Origin of the sequence: Bacillus sp. FSL W8-1202 (genome assembly GCF_038006165.1) — a bacterium.
Taxonomy (GTDB): Bacteria; Bacillota; Bacilli; order Bacillales; family Bacillaceae; genus Bacillus; species Bacillus subtilis.
Genome location: NZ_JBBOUR010000001.1, coordinates 1,715,317 through 1,735,695, shown reverse-complemented (window position 1 = coordinate 1,735,695; position 20,379 = coordinate 1,715,317). Strand labels below are relative to the sequence as shown.

Annotated in this window: 21 protein-coding genes and 1 riboswitch; of the genes, 8 read left to right on the top strand and 13 right to left on the bottom strand. The window is 43.2% G+C overall.

Annotation, left to right across the window (positions count from 1 at the left end; all coding sequences use genetic code 11):
- Nucleotides 1–7: 7 nt before the first annotated feature.
- From gmuR to NSQ09_RS09045, 5 genes are all read right to left on the bottom strand, one after another.
- On the bottom strand, nucleotides 8–721 hold the full coding sequence (gene gmuR / locus NSQ09_RS09065; protein ID WP_015715336.1) for a transcriptional regulator GmuR: 714 nt from the start codon (nucleotides 719–721) through the stop codon (nucleotides 8–10).
- 148 nt (nucleotides 722–869) lie between these two features.
- Entirely contained in the window at nucleotides 870–2,267 is a 1,398-nt protein-coding gene (gmuD, locus tag NSQ09_RS09060) for a 6-phospho-beta-glucosidase GmuD (protein WP_129133897.1), read from the bottom strand.
- 17 nt (nucleotides 2,268–2,284) lie between these two features.
- The gene (celB, locus tag NSQ09_RS09055; RefSeq protein ID WP_341031039.1) at nucleotides 2,285–3,619 is read right to left on the bottom strand and encodes a PTS cellobiose transporter subunit IIC; all 1,335 of its coding nucleotides are present in this window, start codon (nucleotides 3,617–3,619) and stop codon (nucleotides 2,285–2,287) included.
- Nucleotides 3,620–3,637: 18 nt separating this feature from the next.
- Nucleotides 3,638–3,970, bottom strand: coding sequence for a PTS lactose/cellobiose transporter subunit IIA (locus tag NSQ09_RS09050; RefSeq protein ID WP_024571325.1), 333 nt, complete (start codon nucleotides 3,968–3,970; stop codon nucleotides 3,638–3,640).
- On the bottom strand, nucleotides 3,970–4,281 hold the full coding sequence (locus NSQ09_RS09045) for a PTS sugar transporter subunit IIB (protein ID WP_014112863.1): 312 nt from the start codon (nucleotides 4,279–4,281) through the stop codon (nucleotides 3,970–3,972). The genes NSQ09_RS09050 and NSQ09_RS09045 overlap by 1 nt, the downstream gene beginning before the upstream one ends.
- A 176-nt stretch (nucleotides 4,282–4,457) precedes the next feature.
- A riboswitch (purine riboswitch) is annotated at nucleotides 4,458–4,557 on the top strand.
- A gap of 55 nt (nucleotides 4,558–4,612) precedes the next feature.
- Here NSQ09_RS09045 and pbuE point away from each other — a divergent pair.
- On the top strand, nucleotides 4,613–5,779 hold the full coding sequence (gene pbuE / locus NSQ09_RS09040; RefSeq protein ID WP_003234105.1) for a purine transporter PbuE: 1,167 nt from the start codon (nucleotides 4,613–4,615) through the stop codon (nucleotides 5,777–5,779).
- Nucleotides 5,780–5,794: 15 nt separating this feature from the next.
- On the opposite strand, the gene NSQ09_RS09035 is transcribed toward pbuE, so the two are convergent.
- Both NSQ09_RS09035 and NSQ09_RS09030 read right to left on the bottom strand, forming a co-directional pair.
- Complete coding sequence (locus tag NSQ09_RS09035; RefSeq protein WP_072557152.1) at nucleotides 5,795–6,412, bottom strand: YdhK family protein; 618 nt, start codon at nucleotides 6,410–6,412, stop codon at nucleotides 5,795–5,797.
- 144 nt (nucleotides 6,413–6,556) lie between these two features.
- The gene (locus tag NSQ09_RS09030; protein ID WP_341031034.1) at nucleotides 6,557–7,531 is read right to left on the bottom strand and encodes an HD domain-containing protein; all 975 of its coding nucleotides are present in this window, start codon (nucleotides 7,529–7,531) and stop codon (nucleotides 6,557–6,559) included.
- A gap of 85 nt (nucleotides 7,532–7,616) precedes the next feature.
- Between NSQ09_RS09030 and NSQ09_RS09025 the strand changes: the two genes are divergently transcribed.
- On the top strand, nucleotides 7,617–8,096 hold the full coding sequence (locus NSQ09_RS09025; protein ID WP_017695995.1) for a GNAT family N-acetyltransferase: 480 nt from the start codon (nucleotides 7,617–7,619) through the stop codon (nucleotides 8,094–8,096).
- Between the two features lie 17 nt (nucleotides 8,097–8,113).
- Nucleotides 8,114–8,611 (top strand): YdhH/YoaO family protein, encoded by a 498-nt coding sequence (locus NSQ09_RS09020; RefSeq protein WP_017695994.1) that lies wholly within the window; start codon nucleotides 8,114–8,116, stop codon nucleotides 8,609–8,611.
- A 74-nt stretch (nucleotides 8,612–8,685) separates the two neighbouring features.
- Here NSQ09_RS09020 and fra read toward each other — a convergent pair whose 3' ends face one another.
- Complete coding sequence (gene fra / locus NSQ09_RS09015) at nucleotides 8,686–9,057, bottom strand: iron chaperone frataxin (RefSeq protein ID WP_270581682.1); 372 nt, start codon at nucleotides 9,055–9,057, stop codon at nucleotides 8,686–8,688.
- A gap of 331 nt (nucleotides 9,058–9,388) precedes the next feature.
- Between fra and phoB the strand changes: the two genes are divergently transcribed.
- Nucleotides 9,389–10,777: an alkaline phosphatase PhoB gene (phoB, locus tag NSQ09_RS09010; RefSeq protein WP_017695992.1), complete on the top strand. Its 1,389-nt coding sequence runs from the start codon at nucleotides 9,389–9,391 to the stop codon at nucleotides 10,775–10,777.
- A gap of 65 nt (nucleotides 10,778–10,842) precedes the next feature.
- Complete coding sequence (locus tag NSQ09_RS09005; RefSeq protein WP_033882275.1) at nucleotides 10,843–11,553, top strand: membrane lipoprotein lipid attachment site-containing protein; 711 nt, start codon at nucleotides 10,843–10,845, stop codon at nucleotides 11,551–11,553.
- Between the two features lie 143 nt (nucleotides 11,554–11,696).
- Here NSQ09_RS09005 and NSQ09_RS09000 read toward each other — a convergent pair whose 3' ends face one another.
- The 4 genes from NSQ09_RS09000 to NSQ09_RS08985 all read right to left on the bottom strand — a co-directional run bounded on the left by NSQ09_RS09000 (nucleotide 11,697) and on the right by NSQ09_RS08985 (nucleotide 16,589).
- Nucleotides 11,697–13,055 (bottom strand): IS1182 family transposase, encoded by a 1,359-nt coding sequence (locus tag NSQ09_RS09000; RefSeq protein ID WP_041339714.1) that lies wholly within the window; start codon nucleotides 13,053–13,055, stop codon nucleotides 11,697–11,699.
- 123 nt (nucleotides 13,056–13,178) lie between these two features.
- Nucleotides 13,179–14,366 carry a macrolide family glycosyltransferase gene (locus tag NSQ09_RS08995; RefSeq protein ID WP_017695990.1) on the bottom strand — a complete coding sequence of 396 codons (1,188 nt, stop codon included), beginning with the start codon at nucleotides 14,364–14,366 and terminating at the stop codon, nucleotides 13,179–13,181.
- A gap of 159 nt (nucleotides 14,367–14,525) precedes the next feature.
- Complete coding sequence (locus tag NSQ09_RS08990; protein WP_017695989.1) at nucleotides 14,526–15,788, bottom strand: glycoside hydrolase family 18 protein; 1,263 nt, start codon at nucleotides 15,786–15,788, stop codon at nucleotides 14,526–14,528.
- 126 nt (nucleotides 15,789–15,914) lie between these two features.
- Nucleotides 15,915–16,589 carry a GntR family transcriptional regulator gene (locus NSQ09_RS08985; RefSeq protein WP_003234129.1) on the bottom strand — a complete coding sequence of 225 codons (675 nt, stop codon included), beginning with the start codon at nucleotides 16,587–16,589 and terminating at the stop codon, nucleotides 15,915–15,917.
- A 248-nt stretch (nucleotides 16,590–16,837) separates the two neighbouring features.
- On the opposite strand from NSQ09_RS08985, the gene NSQ09_RS08980 reads away from it, so the two are divergent.
- The gene (locus NSQ09_RS08980) at nucleotides 16,838–17,575 is read left to right on the top strand and encodes a sulfite exporter TauE/SafE family protein (RefSeq protein WP_003234130.1); all 738 of its coding nucleotides are present in this window, start codon (nucleotides 16,838–16,840) and stop codon (nucleotides 17,573–17,575) included.
- A gap of 36 nt (nucleotides 17,576–17,611) precedes the next feature.
- Here NSQ09_RS08980 and NSQ09_RS08975 read toward each other — a convergent pair whose 3' ends face one another.
- Complete coding sequence (locus tag NSQ09_RS08975) at nucleotides 17,612–18,820, bottom strand: MFS transporter (RefSeq protein WP_014475975.1); 1,209 nt, start codon at nucleotides 18,818–18,820, stop codon at nucleotides 17,612–17,614.
- 311 nt (nucleotides 18,821–19,131) lie between these two features.
- Between NSQ09_RS08975 and NSQ09_RS08970 the strand changes: the two genes are divergently transcribed.
- The gene (locus tag NSQ09_RS08970; protein ID WP_341031020.1) at nucleotides 19,132–19,626 is read left to right on the top strand and encodes a MarR family transcriptional regulator; all 495 of its coding nucleotides are present in this window, start codon (nucleotides 19,132–19,134) and stop codon (nucleotides 19,624–19,626) included.
- A gap of 15 nt (nucleotides 19,627–19,641) precedes the next feature.
- A complete protein-coding gene (locus NSQ09_RS08965) occupies nucleotides 19,642–20,271 on the top strand; it encodes a nitroreductase family protein (RefSeq protein ID WP_003234135.1) in 630 nt (209 codons plus the stop codon).
- Nucleotides 20,272–20,379: the final 108 nt, after the last annotated feature.

Below are 20,379 nucleotides of genomic sequence, written 5' to 3'. Positions count from 1 at the left end.
TCCGCAATCAGCGCCGTATGTTTACAGAAGTCACAACAAACTTGTCATGCCGATGACGTGAAAAGGAATATTCAAATGGAATCCCGGTATCTAAGAAGCCCACATGTTCCACTTCAAGAATTGGATCATCCTGTTTACAGCCCAGATGCTGCTGGTCAATATGATCAGATTTGCAGGCTCTGATTTTCCGATGCGTTCCGGCGATTTTGAGCTGCAGCACATTTGTAATATGATTGTAGATCGAATCATGAAGGACATCGTCATTAATGCCCGGTATTAAATGAGTCGGCATATATGTTTTTTCTAATACATAGGGTTCACCTTCTACAATTCGCAGCCGAACGACATAATAAACCGGTGTTTTCTGATCAATAGACAAATGGGCGGCCACTTCCTCAGTGGGAAATTGCACTTCAAACTGAATGACCTTGCTTTGGATTTTTTTATCTTTCAGCAAGTTGGTCAATCCGAGAATCTCATTGCTGACTACATGGACATGGTCATCCTGTATTGCAGATTGAATAATAAACGTGCCATGGCCTCGTTTTCTAAACAGCAGACCCTCGGCAACTAAATTATCCAAGGCTCTCTTCATCGTCATGCGGCTTGAGTTAAATTCTTTTGCAAGAGATACTTCATCAGGAATGGGCTGATCGATCGGATATACGTTATTTTTAATTCTATTTCTCATTTCATTTGCAATGATTTCATATTTATTCATTGGTATCCTCCGGCAGCTGTTAGAGTTTGATATCACATAAGCTTTTACGGATATCATAAGTTCTTTTCCCTATTTCATCAATGTTGCGGATTTTCGTCATCTCTATTCGTTATGATGATTGCCGGAAGATCTTGACCTTTAGGAAAATCTAGAAACCGTGTTGCTCAGCAACCTTTTTGAACCAATTTCCGCTCTTTTTGACGGTTCTTTCTCCGTCTTTCTCGAGATTGACTGATACAAATCCGTATCGGTTTTTATAGGCATTTGTCCAAGACCAGTTGTCCATGAACGTCCATAAGTGATAGCCTTTTACGTTCGAGCCTTCCTGTATGGCGCGGTGAATCCATTTGAGGTGCTCTTTTATAAATTCAATCCGGTAATCATCTTGAATGATGCCTTGTTCATCCCTGAAGCGCTCTTCACCTTCAACCCCCATGCCGTTTTCAGAGATAAAACACTCGATGTTGCCGTAGTTTTCTTTTAAATTGATCAAAATATCATAAACGCCTTTTTCATAGATCTCCCAGCCGCGATGCGGATTCATTTTGCGGCCCGGCATGACGTAGGGATCAAAATACCTGTCCGGTAAAAAAGGAGCGTCGGGATTCGGAAGATGTTCTTTCGCTTTCACACGTCTCGGCTGGTAATAATTCACTCCCAACAGGTCAACCGTGTTCTTTTTGATGATGTCAAGATCTTCAGCGTTGTAATCTGGCATAAAGCCTTCATGCTTCAAAATGTCAACCAGCTCTTTGGGAAATTCGCCTTTGACAGATGGGTCTAAAAAAGATCTGTTAAAAAACGCGTCTGCGATTTTCCCGGCTTTCACATCCGCCGGATGGCTGCTTCTCGGGTATGAAGGGGTCAAATTTAAGATGATGCCGATTTTTCCGTCCTGCTTCATCTCCCTGTAAGCCTGAATGGCGCGGGCACTTGATAGCATCGTATGAAATCCAACCTGGACGGCCTCTTTAAAGTCGACCTTGTTTGGGTAATGAAAATCATATAGGTATCCGCCTTCCACGGGAACGATTGGTTCATTATGCGTAAACCATTTTTTCACCCGGCCGCCAAACAAACGGAAGCAAGTTCTTGCATAGTTTTCATACGCGTCAACCGTCTCTCTATTGACCCAGCCGCCGATTTTTTGAAGCGCCATCGGCATATCGAAATGAAACAAATTGACAAAAGGTTCAATTCCGTTAGCGATCAACTCATCAATGACATTGTTATAGAAATCTGCGGCTGTATCGTCGATCTCGCCCGTTCCGTTTGGTATTAAACGTGACCAGGAAATCGACATCCGGAACGAGTTGTGGCCAAGCTCCTTCATCAGCCTGATATCTTCTTTATAGTTGTCGTAAAATTGGGATGTGTCTGCGGGGCCGACATGATCAAAAAAACGATGCGGTTCTTTTTCAAACCAATAATCCCATATATTCTGGCCTTTTCCGTCTCTGTCGGCGGCACCCTCCGTTTGTGTTGCTGAAGCCGATGATCCCCACCAAAAATCCTTTGGAAAACGATATTGTTCTGTTTGTGCCAAGTCTCTCTCCCCTTATGTCACATTTTTATGCTGTTATCATTTTGCTGAGCAGCTGTCTCCTGCACAGCCTGTTCTTTTTCTTTTGCCAGATTTAATTTATCCATTGCTTTTAGGAACGGAAACCAGATCACGAAGACAATCAGCAGATTGATAAGCTGCATCACGCCCCCCATGATTGAGTTCGTCGCCATGATGCCATTAATGAATAATGGAACCGTCCACGGCACTGTCACACCAGTCGGAGGCGGAACGAGCCCGGCTGACATAGCCAGATAGGTGACGAGCGTAACAACCATCGGTGCCAGCACCCAAGGCACAATAATGATCGGATTCATGACAATCGGAAGCCCGAAGATAATCGGTTCGTTTACGTTAAAAATACCGGGAGCGAGGCCAAGTTTTGATACTTGCTTCATCTGCCTGCTTTTCATGAATATGAGAATGGTAAACACAATCGCAAGCGTCATCCCGGTTCCGCCCATCCCTACTGTATAAATCTCCATAAACGGTTTTGAAATAATATGAGGGATTTCTTTTCCCGCCGTGTAAGCAGAAAGGTTTTCTACCTGCAGTGTATTCCAAATCGGGTCCATCACGGAGTTGATAATGATCTGTCCATGCAGTCCGAAAAACCAAAGAATTTGAATGAAAAACACGGCAATCAGCGTCGGAATGATACCGCTTCCAAGTCCGACAAGCGGAGCCTGAATCGCGTGATAAATGACGTCGTGCATATTTGTTTTAAAAAACAGAGTCACCATTATGTTAATCAGCAAAAATACGGTCAATGTGATAAAAGCCGGAATAAGTGCGGCAAATGATTTTGCTACAGCAGGCGGAACGCCAGCTGGCATTTTGATTGTCAGGTTTTTTTGAACGATTCTTCTGTAGATTTCGCCAGAAAGAAATGCCGTAATCATCCCAAGAAACATCCCTTTTGCACCGAGACGGTCGACCGGAATAACCCCTGTAACGGCATCTCCTGTTTCCGGCTGAACGATAAATGGCGTTAAGAGCAAAAAGGAAACCAAAGCGATCGCTCCGCCAAATACAGCTTCGACCTGATAGCTTTTTGACAGGTAATAGCCTATCCCGAACACAACAAAGACAGACATAATGCCCATAGTCGCCGTGGAGGCAATGCCGAAATGAGACTGAAACGATGTAAGCATTGAGGCATTCATGATTTTGTTTAGAAACGGCAAATGCAAATTCGTTAACACGACAAAAATGGACCCGAATATCGTAAGCGGGAAAGCCAGCATAAATGCATCACGCAGCACTTGCAAATAACGGTTATTGTTTAACCTCCCTGCAATTGGAACAAGGAATTGGCTGATTTTCTCGAACACCCTATCCACCCCGATTATTTATAGATTCTTGGTTTTAAAAATATCAAGCATCTCTTTCACTAATTCTTTCATGGATAATGTTGACATCAGGTGATCCTCCGCATGCATGAGCAGCAATGAGAAAGCTTGTGCTTCTCCGCCGGATTCCTTCTGTATCATTTGAAAGTGAATGTCATGGGCCGCGGATAAATCCTGCTCAGCCTTGGCAATGAGAGCATCCGCCTCATCCTTGTTTCCTTCTTTGTAGGCGCGCAGTGATTGTATGATGCAGCTGCGGGCATTGCCGCTGTGCAGGATAAGCTGAAAACTGATTTGTTCGTCTGTTAAATTCGTGATTTTCACCTGTTCCATTATTGATTCTCCATTAAGGACAATGCCTGCTCATACGCTTTTTTCCCATCTGCCATTCCGTAGGCCATCATGTCAATGACTTCAACCCGAATGTTGTATTGATCCGCTTCTTTTTGGAGTTCGCTTTTCAGAAAGCTCATTTGCGGACCGATCAAAACGGCATCCGCTTTTCTCATGTCTTCTTTTGCTTTATCCTGGCCAACAGCCCAAATCTCTGCTTCCTCACCGATAGACTGTGCGTATTCCTTCATTTTTGTCACCAATAAACTGGTAGACATTCCTGAACTGCACGCGAGTAATATTTTTTTCAACTGCTATTCCCCCTTGTGATTAAAACGCTTACACCGATTATTATAGTCATTTATTTTTAAATGTCTATACTTTTATAAAATAAATATAATCATACGCTTGTCCGGTTCATCATTTTGTAAATTTTTCTATGGAAGATTCATTCATAATGTGGTACACTCATCAACGGAAACGAATCAATTAAATAGCTATTATCACTTGTATAACCTCAATAATATGGTTTGAGGGTGTCTACCAGGAACCGTAAAATCCTGATTACAAAATTTGTTTATGACATTTTTTGTAATCAGGATTTTTTTTATTTATCAAAACATTTAAGTAAAGGAGTTTGTTATGAATTTCAAAGTTTTCCTGCTTGCAGCTTCTACGATTGCAGTCGGATTGGTTGAGTTAATTGTGGGGGGAATTCTTCCTCAGATCGCAAATGATTTAGACATTTCCATTGTTTCAGCCGGACAGCTGATCAGTGTGTTTGCGCTGGGATATGCAGTATCTGGGCCGCTGCTTTTGGCATTGACTGCGAAGATTGAGCGGAAGCGCTTATATCTAATTGCTTTATTTGTTTTCTTCCTTAGCAATCTTGTCGCCTATTTCAGCCCTAATTTCGCAACACTGATGGTATCTAGGGTATTGGCAGCAATGAGTACAGGGCTGATTGTTGTGCTTTCTTTAACAATTGCCCCGAAAATTGTAGCGCCTGAATACAGAGCCCGCGCAATCGGAATTATTTTTATGGGATTCAGCTCTGCTATCGCATTAGGCGTGCCGCTCGGAATCTTAATCAGCGATTCCTTCGGGTGGCGGATTTTGTTCCTTGGCATCGGCCTGTTGGCACTGATCTCCATGCTGATTATTTCAATCTTCTTTGAAAGAATACCGGCGGAGAAAATGATTCCTTTCCGGGAACAACTCAAGACGATCGGTAATCTGAAAATCGCGAGTTCACACCTCGTCACGATGTTTACATTAGCTGGCCACTACACGCTTTACGCTTACTTTGCGCCGTTTTTAGAAGAGACTCTTCACCTGAGCTCTTTCTGGGTCAGCATTTGTTATTTCCTTTTCGGGATATCTGCTGTATGCGGAGGCCCTTTCGGAGGAGCGCTATCTGACCGGCTTGGTTCCTTTAAGAGCATTTTGCTGGTGACCGGTTCCTTTGCCATCATTATGTTCTTACTGCCGCTGTCTACATCGTCTATGATTTTCTTTTTGCCTGTCATGGTGATTTGGGGTCTTCTGAGCTGGAGCCTCGCCCCGGCTCAGCAAAGCTATTTAATTGAAATTGCACCTGATTCGTCTGACATTCAGCAAAGCTTTAACACATCGGCCCTCCAAGTCGGAATTGCCCTTGGCTCAGCCATTGGCGGTGTTGTTTTGGATCAGACGGGTACTGTGGTGTCAACAGCATGGTGCGGCGGATCGATTGTGATCATCGCTGTCCTGTTTGCTTTCATTTCTTTAACAAGACCTGTTCAAACAGCAAAAAAATCCTCCTTGTAAAAGGAGGATTTTTTATTATTTAGCTGAAAGCTCATCTTCGGTGACCCATTTGTGGTTTTTCACTTTTTCGCCGCTTGTTGTCGATGTATAGTCAACCATGTATACAGTTGTTTTTTCCGCGGAATCGATCTCGGCTGTTGCTCCTTTCATGCCTTTCATATGAGAAGCCTCTAAAATCACCTGATCTCCGGGTTGTAACGTTTTATCTCCGGCATCTTTGATTTCTTCTTGGATCACCCATTTGTGATGATCCACACGCTGTCCCCCATTAGTCGGAGTATAAGAAACCACATACGCAGTTGTATCATAGGCGCCTGTTACCGTAGCTTCGGCACCTTTCATGCCTTTCATATGGGAAGTATTGATGATTACCTGGCTGCCTACTTTGTATTTCGGATTTTTAGATTCCTGTAATCCCTCTGGAACGTCAGCTGATCCAGAATGGTCCATCTCTTCATGTGATGAGGAGTCTGAATGATTGTCATGTGTGCTTTCTTTCGTACTGTTGTTATTGCCGCATGCTGATAAAACAAAAACAAGAGATAACATCAGAATTCCCAGTGCATTTTTAGAGATTTTCATGTTCATTCTCCTTTGCTTCATTTTTTTCCTGTAACTTTTGCCCGCAGACAATGAAAACATGCCCTCTCGATAATACTATACCCCCGAATGGTATGTAAATACGCTGATATTCTCATAATGCGTTCCCGCAGTTTGTCCTATTCCCCTTTGTTTGCAAAGCCAAACATAAAAAAAGCCGCTGTCAGGCGGCAATTACTAATTTAAGATTTTTATATACACACCTTTTTTTGCTTTTTGATAAGCGGCCTCACCCATTTTCCTCACCTTTTCAGAAACATCTGAGGATTTGATCCATTTGTCATCAAGAAAAATGGATGGATCGATTAGGCGCATTTTCTTCTTTTGATGGAAATCGTACTGGATGTCATCTTCTATTACTTGTATGCCGGGATGAATGGATGTAAGCAAGCTCAGGATTTCTTCATTTTTTGATGCACGCAGGATGTTCAGTACCTCTTGGTCCGTTTTCAGCAGATCCTCTGCGGATATGACATCATGCCGCAGCGCTGCCTTCAATGCTCGCGCTAAATATTCATATCCATATACATTCACAGGATTCAAAAAGAAATCAATTACTTCCTTGTAGTACACACTGACAAACCATTCGGCGGCTTCAATACTATCAGGAAACATCCTTCCGTTTCTCACAATAAGATGATCCAAAAAGGTTTGCGCTTCGTGCAGGCTAATGTGTCCATATCGGTACATATCACGCAGCGTATAGTCTGTCCGATCAGCACACAGCTCCGGTGCGGGCTGTTCGAGCAATGTCCACCTTGAATCGTCAGATAAAAGTTCTTCAGTATGATAGCCGTGTTTTTGTAAAATGTCCGGGATTTCAGAGTGAACAATGACTTGTTGAAAGATGCTTTCATGATAGTCTTCTGCTTGATTTTCAAAGACAACGTCGACCACATGAGAAAAAGCTGTGTGTGATACGTCGTGGAGCAGACCCGCAATCTGTTCTTCTATCGTTCCTCCGAGCTTTTTGATCAGGAGCATTACGCCGATGGAGTGCTCATACCTGGTCACATTCCACTTTCGATTGACTAAAAAGCTTGCTCCGCCTTGATAGATCCCTTTTAATCTTTGCACAGGAGCGCTTTTGATAAGCTCTTCCAGCACTCCATCTATATGGTGGTGCCCGTAAATAACATCGCTGATTTCCATGCCGTCACCTCAACATCTATTTTTTTTGTTATATATTGTTTATATTGATAGTACACATGCAATCTTTCAATAGAGGAGTGTTACGATGATCATCATCCCAAACAATGAGATAGCGAAACATATGTTGACCGATTTTTTTGCCAAGCATTGGGGTACACCCGAGATGGCGATTTCCAGCGGCATTTTTCGGTGTGATGAATTAGATGGATTTGCCGCAGTAAATGAAAGCGGCGAAATCATTGGCTGTATTACATACACAATAGATGGGAAAGATTGTGAAATTATTTCATTAGATAGTATGATTGAAAATAAAGGAATCGGCACAGCTTTACTTCAGCAGGTTGAAGAGACGGCTAAACATGCACATTGTCAACGAATAAAGCTTATCACAACGAATGATAATGTACATGCGATTGCGTTTTATCAAAAGAGAGGCTATCAATTCGCCGAAGTGTTTCCGAACGCAGTTGAAAAAGCGCGCCGACTCAAGCCGGAAATTCCCGAGGTGGCTGAAAACGGCATTTTGATTCGGGATGAAATTCTATTTTCGAAGGTAATTGATTAAACGAATAGGAGTCTTTTATGTCCAGTCATTATAAATACCCTCTCATTTTCACGGCATTCCTATTAATCGCTTTCTGCTTGATCTTTTTTTCCTATCATCTGATTCATCATGTTCGTTTGGAGTATCCGAATTGGCAGGGAGAAAGCAAAGACCAGAATTGGGAAGCTGTTTTCACAAAAAATGAAGATGCACCGAATGAATACAGCGGCGAACTTTATTGGATCGGTGAACCACATGAAACAGACAACACTTATTTGGAATCACTGATTGTAAAAAAGGATGATGAAGTTCTGCTGAGTTCTGACACGGAAATCCCGATGCATGATTATGCTGGAGGCACTTTTTCTGATGGAAGCGCAAAGGAAAAGTCCGTTTCTTTTTTAGAGCGGTTAGATGAACATGAGCTTGAAGGCCATGATATAACCATTGAAGTGAAATGGAAACAAGGTGATCATTATTCTGCGAGTCAGCTTACGCTCAATGAAAAGACCTTGTTTGATGAAAAGCAGCAATAGATGATCAAAACGAAAAATAGACAAATGAAAAGGCGTAACATATTTTATACAGCCCATATGTTATGCCTTTTTCTTCATTTCCGCCAAAAAGTGGAGCAGTTCGCCTTGTCCCGAATATTAAACTCAATCATTTTCTCAAGTAGCGTGTAATCAACTGGACCGTTCCAAGGGATACGTATTAGCTGCTCGGTGTAATCATATCCGGCCTTCACAATATCATCCTCTACGTGCGCTATCGTTACTTTTTCAGGAGCGACAGCTAAATGCTTTTTAGAAACACTAAAGCCAATAATAAATGTACCGTGATCCGTAAACATCGGTTGGTTCCATTTTATTTCTGTATGTAAATTTGGATATTTATTTTTTATCCAAGTTAACACCTCTTCCGTTCTTTCTCGGCGGAACGGGTCATCAATCCCCGCTAAATACTCAGAAAAAACGTCCATGTTGTTCCCTCCTAAAATAAAATGATGCCACTCCATATGAACTGCTCAGACATGTGCTTACACAATACCTCTTTCCAACATAATACTTAAAATTGTTCAAGATGTAAGCGGGTTGCTTCTATGCGACTATAGCAGATTTCAGTCCGCCTATCCACGGCCAGTATCTATTCCTCCAATTTATTTCTATAGTACTATCACTCTTTCCTTTCTCTTGATAGCAGTTCATTATTCTTGTAAATCCAATCTTTAAAATCCATTAATACTAGCTTAACAGTTTAAAAATATAATTGGGTTGTCATTGAGATTCATCTATATTTAGGAGGTTATCCAGTTGAAAAAATTCCCGAAGAAATTACTGCCTATCGCGGTTTTATCATCAATTGCGTTCAGCAGCTTAGCCAGCGGCAGTGTGCCTGAAGCCAGCGCCCAGGAAAAGAAAAAGGGGAACCACGACGAAATTAAGAATGTTATTGTTCTGATTGGTGATGGTATGGGTGTGTCTTATACATCCGCTTATCGGTACTTAAAGGATAATAAAAAGACAAAAGTTGTGGAGCCTACAGCTTTTGATCAGTACCTTGTCGGCCAGCAAACAACTTACCCCGATGATCCTGAACAAAATGTAACGGATTCTGCAGCGGCGGCAACAGCTATGTCTGCGGGAATTAAAACATACAATAATGCCATAGCCGTTGATAACGACGGATCAGAAGCCAAAACGGTGCTTGAAGCTGCGAAAGAAAAAGGAAAAGCAACAGGACTTGTGGCCACTTCAGAAATTACACACGCCACTCCGGCCTCTTTCGGTTCACACGACCATAGCCGAAAAAATATGAACTCAATTGCGGATGATTATTTTGATGAGATGGTCAACGGCAAGCACAAAATTGATGTCCTTTTAGGCGGAGGAAAGAGCAATTTTGACCGTAAGGACCGTAATTTGATTAAAGAATTCAAAAAGGCGGGGTACAGCTATGTGGATAATCGCAAGGACATGCTGAAAAACAAAGACAGCCAAGTTCTCGGCCTATTCGCTGACGGCGGCCTGCCTAAAAAGATTGACCGGACGAAGGATGTTCCATCACTTAAAGACATGACAAACACAGCCATTAAAAAATTAAACAAGGATAAAGACGGATTCTTCCTCATGGTGGAAGGCAGCCAAATTGACTGGGCGGGCCATGACAATGATATCGTCGGCGCCATGAGCGAGATGGAAGACTTCGAACAAGCTTATAAGGCGGCTATTGATTTCGCTAAAAAAGACAAGCACACATTGGTTGTCGCAACGGCTGACCACTCAACCGGCGGATATTCCATCGGTGCGGACGGCATCTACAATTGGTTCAGTGAACCCATTAAAGCCGCAAAGCGCACACCAGACTTTATGGCAGAAAAGATCGCTGACGGCGCGGATGTTGAAAAAACGTTGAAAACATATATCGATCAAAAGAAATTGGCTTTAACAAAAGCCGAAATTCAATCTGTTGAAGAAGCGGCAAAATCGAAGGAAGTACTGGATATCGATAACGCAATCGAGAACATCTTTAATAAACGCTCTCACACTGGATGGACAACAGGCGGACATACCGGTGAAGATGTTCCCGTCTATGCATACGGTCCGTCTAGTGAGACATTTGCCGGCCAAATCGACAATACAGAAATCGCCAAAAATGTTTTCAAGGCTTTACAATACAACATTAAGATTAACGATAAGTAAAAGAATACAAGGTGTCCCGTTGCTTGTATGAAGTAACGGGATCTCTTTTTAATGGAGGAATCATCATGAGAAGAATTCTTTCAATTTTCGTTTTTGCTATCATGCTTGCGGGCTGCTCATCAAACGCCAGTACTGAAAAACAGCATGCAGGCGGGGAGAAAACAGTAAAAGCCGAGCCGCAAAGCACTTCATCCCAGAAGGACAGCACAGATGATTATCAGCCTAATTCCCAGGTAACTGATGACCGGTCATTGCATAAGGTCGGCCAAACGTTTTCAGATGATAAAGGAAAAGCTGTCTTAAAAGATATCAAACAAGTGAACAAAACCTATAAAATTGGCGACGTGGAGTTAACAGTAAAAGAAATGAAGCTGATCCACTTGCGCCCGGACTACAGCATGATTGATTACTTTCATGAGTTAACACATGATGAAGAGTTTGATTTCGTTAAGGTTTTCGTTGATATCAAGAACACCTCTACAAAAAAAGTAAATGTTGCGCCGATTGCATTGATGAAAACAAATACGGGTGAAACCTTTGATTGGAACAAAGATATTTATCTTGAAGAGTTAAACGGCGAATTGGAAGGCGGCGCCGAAAAGTCCGGAAATCTCGGCTTTATTGTGAACGCATCAAGCGGCCATGCTCATGATAAGGCCGCGGATGCTGAGAAGAAAACAAAAAAGATCGAGTGGATCGAAATCACGACAAGTGACGTCTTTGACCATAACCATAAGAAAATCAGCGATGCTCAAAAAATCAAAATCAAGTTTTAAATTAAGAACTCCCGTACAAGGTACGGGAGTTCTCAGTTTGTCGACAAAAGGGGTTCGGAATGGTCTCATTCCGAACCCCTTTTTAGCTTTTTATGGGATTTTAAGCTATTTAATAAAAAGACAGACCTCTTCGAGTTCATCATTTAGGCCATTTTTGGACCTTGCCACGTCCAGTTGGCCATCTTCTTCAGGTTCATGGCAGCGAAAGTAAGCATCGCCTGCATCGACAATTTTTTAAGTCCCCTTAACGTTGTCCAACGCATGCCATGCTTTTCTTTTCCATCTGCGAATACACGCTCAATGGTTTCTTTACGTTTGGCATAAATCTCTTTCACCTCTGCGTGATAGCGAAGATGGTCTGCCTCTTCTACGTATTCCTGCCAAATATGACGCGTCACCACTTTCTGGTGGTCTTTACTCTCCGTACATCTGGCTAAAAATGGGCATGTCGCACAAATCTGTTTTGGCGATTTGTACTCCCGATATCCTTCTTTATTCGTTGTCGAGTAGGCCAAGATCTCACCTGCCGGGCAAAGATAACAGTCAAAGTATTCGTCATACACATAGTCATGTTTTCGGAAAAAACCTTTTTTCGTACGTGGTCGTGTGTATGGCAAGGCAGGGGTCATCCCCTGTTCCAATAAGTAACGGGTAATCGCAGGAGTTTTGTACGCGGCATCTGCGGCGACCGCTTCAGGCTTTCCGACTCTCTCTATGACCTTTCCGACCAATGGCTCTAAAATCTGACTATCATGTGTGTTGCCAGGTGTGACCATGGTGCCAAGCACAAAACCGTTACGATCCGCGGCTGCGTGAAAAGAATAGGCGAACTGCTTCGTCCGTTCATCCTTCACATAGTAACCACTCTCTGGATCGGTGGTGCTTTCTTTGATTTCTTTCTTCTCTTCCTTCTCAAACTTGTCCGGAGGAAATGTTTTTTTTCCGTGATCTTCCCGGTCCTGGTTAATCTCTTCTTGAAGGCGTTCCTGATACGCGCGTGTCTCTTTGCGAACGACTTTCTTTTCAAATTTGCGTTTGTTCGCACTCGCTTTAACATGGGTCGAATCCACGAAAACGTGCTCGGCACTGATTAGCTTTTTCTCGGCAGCTTCCTTTAAGATGCGATAGAAAATCTGTTCAAACAGATCGGTATCTTTAAAACGGCGTTCATAGTTTTTTCCGAACGTAGAGAAATGAGGCACTTTATCGTGAAAACCATACCCAAGGAACCAGCGATAGGCCATATTGGTTTCCACTTGTTCAATCGTTTGGCGCATGGACCGGATTCCAAACGTGTATTGAAGGAAGGTCAATTTAATTAAGATGACAGGATCAATACTGGGACGACCGATTTCTGAATACATGTCCTTCACCAAGTCATAGATGAACGAAAAATCAAGTGCTGCCTCTATTTTACGAACCAAGTGGCTGGCCGGTACCAATTGATTTAACGTAATCATTTCTAATTGATCTCGTTGAATGGGATTATGTTTCGAAAGCATGTCAATCACCTCAAGTTATGTAGTACTTCCATTGTAAAATAAAAAAGACTGTAGGCAAACTGGATTTCTTCCAGTTTGTCTACAGTCTGAGAACTCCCGTACAAGGTACGGGAGTTCTTTTTCTTATTTGTTTTTTTGGCGAATCAACTCATCAATCCGCTCCATCACTTCTTCCATGTCCATACATTCTTTGAAGCTTTGATTGATTTTTTTAATGCCTGCCGTATACTGATCGTTGCGCAAAACCTCATCTACGGCCTGTTTTAATATTTGAGCATTGACTTCATCTTTAGAGATGACATAGCCTGCATGGAGTTCAGAGAGACGCTGCGCCACCATCGGCTGATCCTTGTCATGAGGCATGACAACCAGTGGCACGCTGAAATGAATGCCTTCGTTTACGCTGTTCATTCCGCCGTGTGTAATGAAAACATCCGATTGCTCCAGCACTTCCAGCTGAGGGACATACGGAGCAATGATAAAGTTTTCCGGCGCCTGCTTTAATTTGGTCAGGTCTGCTTTTTCTCCGGCAGCGATGACGACTTTTCCGTTAAAGCCTGAAAATGCATCAATACAAAGGTTGAAGAAATCCTCTGTATGATCCAGTACAGTCCCCATTGAAATATAAATGACCTTCTCATCTTTTAGCTGTTCAATCGGGAAATCTGTTTTTTCCGCTCTCTTTGGAAAGCTCGGCCCGATAAACAGACATTCATCCCCGAAACGATCACTTTCTGGCTGAAAATAACGGCTTGTATACACTACGTTCAATTCCCCTTTATTGTTCATGAATTGAACCAGGTTTTTCGGGGCAACACCGTACGTTTCTTTCATTTTTTCCAAAAGGTCTTTGCACTCTTGATCCAATTCAAGCGGCGCTCCAGACTCCGGATGCAGCGGCAGGATTTTCAAATGCTCCTCGCCAAACAAGAAAGACGCCGATGAAGAGACTCCTGGAATATCTAAGTAATCCCTTACCAATTCCCCCGCGCCGAATTTATCATAATAAACAAAATCAAATTCAATGCTCTTAGATAAGTCTTTGACAATCTGTAAAATGTCCAATGACGTTTTGATATGGATTTTCACGAAATCAAGAATGCCATTGGGCGAACCGACATGAATAGGTGTCGTTCGCAGCAGATCCCGGTGAAGATGGACCGTTGCTCCTGCTGCTTCTAATCGTTTTTTATATTTTTCAGTGGATATATAATGGACATCATATCCCTTATCGGAAAACGCTTTTGTAATGCCTAAGGTAGGATTCACATGGCCTTCCGCAGGAAAATTCAAAATCAATACTGTCTTCATGTAGACAACTCCCTCTCAAATCGTATTCTGACTCTTTGTTTGATCAGACTACTACTAATCGTAAAATGGGAACACAACCCATGCAAGGTACAAATGAATGAACTATTCTGCTGCTCTGGACTTAATCAAAAAAAGACACCCAAGCTCTGGTGTCTTTTTTTACACTTTTCTGATCGTGAAAAATTTCCGCAGAAGCCATGGGCCCGGTGTAAAGCCCAGCGTTAACTGCCAAGCGCCAATAGCCTGCAATCTGTATTCGCGGACGATCTGCATCTTCCGGCTCATGCTCCTGACATCCTCAAACCATACCTCATGCGTCCGCCCCTGCTGATCACTGTACCGGAAAAACGGTGATTGATATTCGGCTGAATATTGTATCGGGGCTTGGTACCTCATCGCTCTTTCGATTGCGTTTTGATTTGAAATCGCTGAAGCAACTGTGCCCGGCTGGTACGGGATGATCCAGTCGTACCCGTAGAGCGGGACTCCGATAATGATTTTTCTGCTCGGCACCTGCGCAATCGTAAACTCAATGGTTCTCCTTATTTCAGTAATCGGCGCTACAGGACCCGGCTCACTTCCGGCATGATGCCAATCATAAGCCATGATAAACATATAATTGACAACCGCTCCTATCCCCCCGTAATCGTAGCCTCTCAGCCATGGAATATTATCGCTTGTTTTTGCAGGAACGGCTATCGTCAGCACATACCCTCCCGCCTGAAGGCGATCTCTCAGCTGGCGTAAAAACCCAGTGAAAAGATCGCGATCCGCGGCGCTCACCTGCTCAAAATCGATTGTCACACCGCCATATCCCCTTGTGGAAACTAAGTAATAAATATTGTTGACCAGATTGGTTCTCGCTGTCGGATTGTTTAGCACTTGGTGAACAATCTCCGTACTGAAGCCTCCTGATGTAAGGTTCGTTATTGTTGCCAGCGGCGTGACCCGTCTTTGCCAAGTTGTCTCAATAGCAGCCGCATCATTCAATTGGTTTGCAATGTCGCCGTTCGGTGCAATATGATATTCAAAAATCGAAATTGAAGACGAGTATGGCGCATAATCATTGATCAGCTCCCGATCGAGGTCAGGATTTCGGAGCACATAAAAACTCAATGTCCCCGCAATGTAATTTGAGATCGAAGGAATCGTTATTTTTGCTCCCGCTTGTAAAGCATTTGGGCTGATGCCCGGATTGGCCGCTCGCAGTCGCTCTAATGGCACAAACGCTTTAGCTGCAATGGCGGTAAGCGTATCTCTCGGCTGGACTGTATATACATAAAGAGGGATAAGCAGAGCCTGCCCCGGCACGATATTCGTTTCATCTAAACCATTCACACCCCGTATTTGATCAACAGAAGCACCGTATCTTCTGCCTATCGAAAACAAAGAATCACCAGGCCCGACGATATGGATAAACATGTTTAACCCCCATTATTCGTTAGTCAAACCATCATAAAATCTTATTAACGGGGCCTCTTAGATATGTGGTGAATACATAAAAAAATACCAAGGGTTCTGCTCTCCCTTGGTACCTGATCATACAAGTCAATTCTCTTTTCCTTCTTCAAGCACATGCTTCAAATGCTCACAGTCATGATTGAAATGAGCCAGCACATGCTGTTTGGCTGCTTCTTTGTTTTTCTTTTTCACTTCTTCAAATATCCTGCGGTGCTCACGCAGTATCGTTTCTGCACGGTGGTCGCCGGTATAATTAAGGATTCTGCAAAAATGAATCAGGTCATTTACATGCTCAAGCAAATTTTTCAAATGTCTGTTATGGCTGAAATCAACCAGCAGCTCATGAAATTTTTGGTTTAAACGAATGATTTCCGTATCTTCCGTGCCGTTGTGAATGGCTTTCTCTGTTTCTTCAAGCTGTTTTTCGAGTATGGTCAGCTCTTCTTCGTCCGCTTCGTCTATGACTAATTCGACTGCCAGCTGCTCCAGCGGAATTCTGATTTTATAAATCTCATCTACATCTTTTGCCGTTAACGACGTGATCGAAAACCCATTTCGGTCATCCGCTTTTAACAAACCATCTTTCTCAAGCAATCGCATGGCTTCCCTTATCGGAGAGCGGCTGACGCCAAAGCTTTTCGCCAGCTGTGTTTCGTTTATCCGTTCCCCAGGCTTAAAAGTCCCGTTGAAGATCATTTTTTTTAGCTGGTTATAAAATTGCAGGTAGTAGGGAGTCGGTTTATCTAATTTAAAATCGTCCATATATAATACCTCTTTTGAATATATTCAAGGGCTTTTCTTCATCAAAATCATATAACAGATGGTAATGGGAAGCAACAAACTGCCTTGTCAGATCCCTGAATTTGAGGTACGATATGTTTGCTGAACGACGGTCGACGGACTACTGGCAACTGAAAAAACGGCATGTTTTTCTTCGTCAATAGGACACCATACCTCCGCCAGAATAGCGCACGATTACATTTTTACATTTTTTCAATGGAGGAAAAAATATGCTCATTATTCTTGTTATGTTTCTTCTAGGAATTATTTTAGGCTTTATTGGCGCCGGTGGAGCCGGCTTTGTCATTGCCCTTTTAACGCTTCTTTTCCATATCCCGATTCATACGGCTTTAGGCACTTCGCTTGCCGGCATGGCTTTTACAAGCTTATCAGGGGCATACAGCCACTATCGCGAGGGCAACATTCAAATGAAAATCGGCTTAATAGTCGGAGGCTTTGCTGCGGTTGGCTCATTTTTCGGCGCCAAGCTGACTTCTTTTATTCCGGCTGATTTGCTTCATTATTTGACGGCTGGAATGTTATTTTTATCAGCAATTCTCATTTTAATCAGATTATTTATTTTAAAAGAGAAGGCTCAAGTGAATCAAAGCACTCTTTCAACGTATACGAGAGCGGTCATCTTAGGAATTGCAGCCGGCGTTCTTTCCGGCACATTCGGCATCGGGTCGGCACCTTTTATTCAAATCGGTTTAATGATTATGCTGAATCTGTCCATTCGCCATTCTGTCGGAACGACGATGCTTGTGATCATCCCTCTGGCTGTAGGTGGAGGCATCGGATATATTACAGAAGGTTTTGTTGATTACGTTTTGCTTGTCAAAGTTCTGGTCGGGACAATGTGCGGTGCCTATGTAGGCGCGAAATTCACCAACCTCATGCCAAAGGTGGTTTTGAAATCAGCCATCTTTTTGACTCCGGCGATTGCAGGCCTGCTGTTGTTATTCTAAATAAAACAAAAAACCTGACGTCATGTCAGGTTTTTTTTATGAATTCTGCCCTACTCGTTCTTTCGTTAATCCAAAAAACGCCAGTGAGCCGATGACAGCTGTTACAAACATGATCGCTCCCATCGGAACGGCTGTTGTCTCATTAATGCCTACAAGCGGTGACACGATTGAACCAAGGAGCAGCGGGAGCATCCCAAGCAGCGCACTTGCACTTCCGGCGCGGTGCCCCTGCTTTTCCATGGCCAGGGTAAACGTGCTGGTCAGAACCATGCCGATCGTAATCATGTAAATGAAAATGGATATGACTAATGTAGCAAGAGGACCGTGAATCATGGTCATGGTTAATAGCACAGCCGTCGCAATCATAGCCGTAATGACCGCTATACGAAGCAGGCTTTTTTCATGAATGATTCCGCCAAAGCGTCCGATGATAAAGCTGCCCGATATAATCGCCAGCCCGTTAATGCCAAAAAGAATACTAAATACCTGCGGCGACACCCCGTAGATATCCTGGTATACAAAAGGCGTACCAGACACATATGCAAAGCTTCCCCCGTGAATAAATCCGACAGTTAACGCGTACCCCATAAAGGATCGATCCTTCAGCAGGCTGCCCATCGTTTTGACGGATGTTCCGATTGAGCTTGGAATCCGTTTTTCCGGCGGAAGCGTTTCTTTTAACCTCAATGCAATCAGAAGAACTAGTAAAAATCCGATGATCATGAGGACGTGAAAAATTGTATGCCACGTTGCGAACGGCAAAAGCAAAATGGCACCGCCTGTCATAGGCGCAACCATTGGCGCCACCGCGGTAATGACCATTAACAGCGAGAAAAATTTAGAAAGCTCTCTTCCGGTAAACACATCGCGGACGATTGCGCGAGACAGCACAAGCCCTGCAGAAGCAGTGAAGCCTTGTAAAAAACGCGCAGCCACTAAAGTTGTTATATTGGGCGACAGTGCACAAAACAGAGAAGATAACGCAAATAAAAAAATACAGATTAATAGCGGTTTTCGTCTTCCCTGCGCATCGCTGACCGGCCCGACAATCAGCTGGCCGATCGTAAGTCCGACCAGACAGGCTGTTAAACTTAACTGAACAAGTGAAGCACTTGCTGATAAATCTTCCGCGATTTCAGGAAAACTTGGCAAATACATATCTATATTAAGCGGGCCCAATATAGCAAGCATACCGAGCAGAAACGCTAGTGCCAAGCGTTCTTTTCCAGTTGGATTGTGCAGCATGTTATCAAACCTTCCCTTCAACCTAGTCCCTTATATAATGGATGTCAGCTCCAACAATGGATTGAAGCTGTGAAACATTTGTATATTGTATCATAACTTTCAGCCTGTGAAAGCCGCTTGAGCATGGGCACGGCAAAGTGATATTCCGAACACCTATAAATGGGAATGTTGCAGGGAATCATCGTGACCAGCATCATCTGAAGAAGCGGCCAGCTTTTTTTGCTAAGTTCTAGCCTAGCGAATTTTATACGCTGGGAGGTTTTTCTAGAGTGCAAATAGCTTGCAAGATGAAATCAATCGTTGTATATTAATTGACGTATCAATCATTGATATATCAATTAATAGTTTTGACAGGAAAGAAGGGATGGGTTTTGGCGTCATTTTGTTCAGAGGAAGCCGAGATTTTATATCAGCTGCAAGGCGTGAACAAGGTGATTGGCGTGAAGTTCGAGGCATGCACGGGCATCAGCCAATCTCGTTTGGAATTGCTGACATTGCTTTATCATGCAGATGAGATCAGTCAAAGCGACCTTCAAAAGAAAGTAAATATCGATAGCGCAGCCGTTACCAGACACCTGAAACAGCTGGAAGCTAAAGGCATGGTATCAAGGCGGCGCAAGCCTGAGGACAACCGCATCACCCTTGTTCGGTTAACAGACCAAGGAAGAGAGCGAATTGAGTCTTCTAAGAAGGAAAAGGAGCGTTTCATGAAGGAAATGCTCGCAAATGTAAGCGCAGAAGAACGCCGCCTGCTCATTGATGTGCTGGCGCGCATGCGAAACAATATAGATAATATTGAAGCTTAAGAGGAGTGTATCAACATGATCAAAACAAACGATTTTATGGAAATTATGAAAGGCCGCCGTTCTATCCGCAACTATGATCCGGCAGTAAAAATCAGCAAAGAAGAAATGACAGAGATCTTAGAGGAAGCAACAACTGCCCCATCTTCTGTTAACGCGCAGCCATGGCGTTTTCTTGTCATTGACAGCCCGGAAGGAAAAGAAAAGCTCGCACCGCTTGCAAGCTTTAACCAAACACAGGTCACAACATCATCTGCTGTCATCGCTGTATTTGCAGACATGAACAATGCAGACTACTTAGAAGAAATCTATTCAAAAGCCGTGGAACTTGGTTACATGCCGCAGGAGGTCAAAGACAGACAAATCGCCGCGCTGACCGCACATTTTGAAAAGCTTCCGGCACAGGTCAACCGTGAAACGATCCTGATTGATGGAGGTCTTGTTTCCATGCAGCTGATGCTGACTGCACGCGCGCATGGCTACGATACAAACCCGATCGGCGGATACGATAAAGAAAACATCGCGGAAACCTTCGGATTAGATAAAGAACGTTATGTACCGGTTATGCTACTTTCTATCGGAAAAGCAGCAGACGAAGGCTATGCTTCCTACCGTCTGCCGATTGATACAATTGCAGAATGGAAATAAAACAAAGAGCCCGGGAATGTTTTCCGGGCTCTTTGTTTTTAAGTACAGCCGCCATTTGATCGTCTGATCTTTTTTGGGTAACACGTTTGAAGTTAGTCGTTTAGCCAT